3 protein-coding genes are annotated in these 2501 nt (G+C 68.3%); 1 reads left to right on the top strand and 2 read right to left on the bottom strand.

Translation table 11 applies throughout. The features are described 5' to 3' along the window. A partial coding sequence (locus ACWESM_RS36580; protein WP_355081620.1) for a C40 family peptidase occupies nucleotides 1–365 on the top strand: 365 nt, incomplete at its 5' end. Between the two features lie 65 nt (nucleotides 366–430). Here the strand turns inward: ACWESM_RS36580 and ACWESM_RS36575 are convergent. Both ACWESM_RS36575 and ACWESM_RS36570 read right to left on the bottom strand, forming a co-directional pair. Beyond that, complete coding sequence (locus tag ACWESM_RS36575; RefSeq protein ID WP_452495722.1) at nucleotides 431–1372, bottom strand: transglycosylase SLT domain-containing protein; 942 nt, start codon at nucleotides 1370–1372, stop codon at nucleotides 431–433. A gap of 668 nt (nucleotides 1373–2040) precedes the next feature. Then, nucleotides 2041–2501, bottom strand: a 461-nt coding sequence (locus ACWESM_RS36570) for a phage tail tip lysozyme (protein WP_355081624.1), incomplete at its 5' end; no start/stop codon positions are given.

The raw sequence follows: 2501 nt of genomic DNA, 5'->3' as shown, positions 1-2501 counted from the left end.
CGACCGGAGCCGCCGCGAAAGCCATCCAGGTGGCACTCGCCCAGCTCGGCGACCCCTACGTCTACGGTGCGGAAGGGCCGAACGCTTTCGACTGCTCGGGCCTGATGCAATACGCGGCGGCAGCCGCCGGTGTGCGGATTCCGCGAGTCGCAGCCGACCAATACCGCACCCTGCCCAAGGTGAATCCCAGAGACATCAAGCCCGGCGATCTCATTTTCCCCTCGAGTTCGTTCAAGGGACCCAACAACCCGGGCCACGTCATCATGTACATCGGCAACGGCATGTGCGTCGAAGCTCCCCACACCGGCGGCCACGTCCAGTACCGGAAACTGCCCAGCAGTTACGCGGCCGCGCGGTGGGCGTGATCAGTCGATCCGACGTGCCCGCTATCTGCCGCCGCCGCACCGGAGCCGATCGTCCGCGACCGGCGTCAATACCCCACGTACGAGCCGCCGCCGCGCATCTGCACGATTCCCGGCACGTTGCTGACCGACCCGTAACGTTCGATGGCGTACCGAACGCCCGCGACGATATTGTCCACCGGATTCCAGATATCACGGTGCCCCGGAACGGAGTACGCGTTGAACGTAGGATCGATGGTCTGCATCAGGCCTTTCGACGGAATTCCGGCCGCGGCGTTGCTGTCCCAGAGATTGATCGCGTTGGGGTTGCCACCGGACTCGTGCTGGATGATCGCCGCGATGTCGGCCGGATCGATCTGGCGCGTGTCGTAGCCGTGCTGACGCAACACCTGCAAGGCTTCGTTGATCCATTGCCCCTGCTGGCCGGACGGCCGCGTGCGTGGCGGACCGCCGCTGGGCCCGTGCGTGCCCGAGTGGGACGTGCGGCGGGGCCGCCGCGGCTGGACGGGACGCGACTCGCGCAGATAGCGGTCGGCAAGAGCAGCTACGCGATCGGCGGTGAGCACTGCGGCGGCCTGTCCTTGGCCGAGCACGGTTCCCGCCCGTTGTAAGGCGCTGTCCAAGGTCGAGATCACCAATTGCCTGCTCGCGTTGGCGTCCTGGACGGTGCCGAGCGCGGTCAGCGCGGTGTTCACCTCGGCGAGGATCGCACCGATCGCTGCGCGTCCCTGCGTGCTGTTGTCGACCGCGCCGCCGAGGATGCGTTCCAGCTCGGCGTTCATCGACTGTGTCGCATCGCCGTGGCGTGCTCGATTCTGATTGCTGTCGGCGTATCGAGAACCGAGCGCACCGTCCCACACGACGGGTCCGCTCGGCCGCGCCGCGTCGAGATCGGGCGGCGCGTACGGCTGTCCCGTCACGGCGGTCGGCGGGCCGTCACCGTATTGGGCGGCGATGGCCGCCAGCGCGCCCATCGCCGCGGCCGCCATGGGCGTGGACGAGCCCGCCATGCCCAGTGTGTCCGAGCGCGGAACGGAGGGTGAACCCGCAGCCGCGGAGGTCGTCTCGGATGCCGACGGTGCATTCTGGGTGCGCCCCTGAGCTGTCGCGCCGACCGGTGCCGCCGGTGCGGCCGCACCCGGCTGCGGCCGCGGAATCGGGGTGGGAGCGCCGCGCGTCGCGGACTTGGCGGGGCGGCGCGGCGCGCTGGTGGTGGCGCTCGCACGCACGTCGCGCGGATCGCCGGGCTCATCGGAATCTCGCTCTGGGCCGAGGCGATCCGCCGGAGCCATCAGTCCCCCCGCTGCGTGCGGACGCTACGCGCGGTGACCACAGAGGCAGCCATGATCCACCTTCCGCCGGATGCCCCGGTACGCGCTGCCGATCGCCGGACATGATCGGTGCGTGCTGGAACCGGGAGAGCGCACAGCCGATGCGGCAAGCCCGCGCCGATGCGGTGAACTCATGCCGCTTGCCCGGCTGTCGGCTCACCCGACTCGGAATGCCTCTTCCCCGGCACTCGTCCCGAAGCGTATCCGCAGCCTAATGCAGGTACCTCCCCAGCACTCCCATGCTGTTCCCGCTTGCGGGAATATCGGTGCCCGGCACGCGGCTGCGGACAACGGCGTGGCGCCTCGATGGAAGAGGGCACCGAGCGACTGGTGAAGGCCGGGCGAGGTCAAACGGCGACGTTGCGCATCGCCGAGGCGATGCTGTTGGCGTAGGCGATGCGCTGCCCTCTCGCCTCACCGGAGCTTCTTTCGTAATACTGATCGAAGACCGCCGCCGCGTAGGCGGGCGTCTGCGCGGCCCGGAGATATCCGTACGCGGTGGATTCATTGCTGCGCAATTCGGCCATCATGAAATCGATCTGGACCTTCCAGTCGGTGACCGGCTTCCCTTGGGCTGCCGCGAACCGCTCCAGGGCCTGCCGCCGCCCGCCCCGCCACTGACACAGACCGATAGCGCCTTCGCCCGAGTTGTACGCGCTGGTGTTGAAACCGGACTCGACCTGCAGGTTACCCACGATTCCGGCTGCTTGGGCCGGCGTGAGACCGTATTTCGAGACGAGGTAGCGATAGACATCCGCCGGATTGGCTTTCGAGCCTCCCGGAATGTTGTCGCCGTTGCCGCGCGTGC

The sequence above is a fragment of the Nocardia sp. NPDC003999 genome, assembly GCF_053604885.1.
The sequence above is the reverse complement of the archived record's forward strand: the minus strand, read 5'-3'. Positions and strand labels throughout refer to the sequence as shown.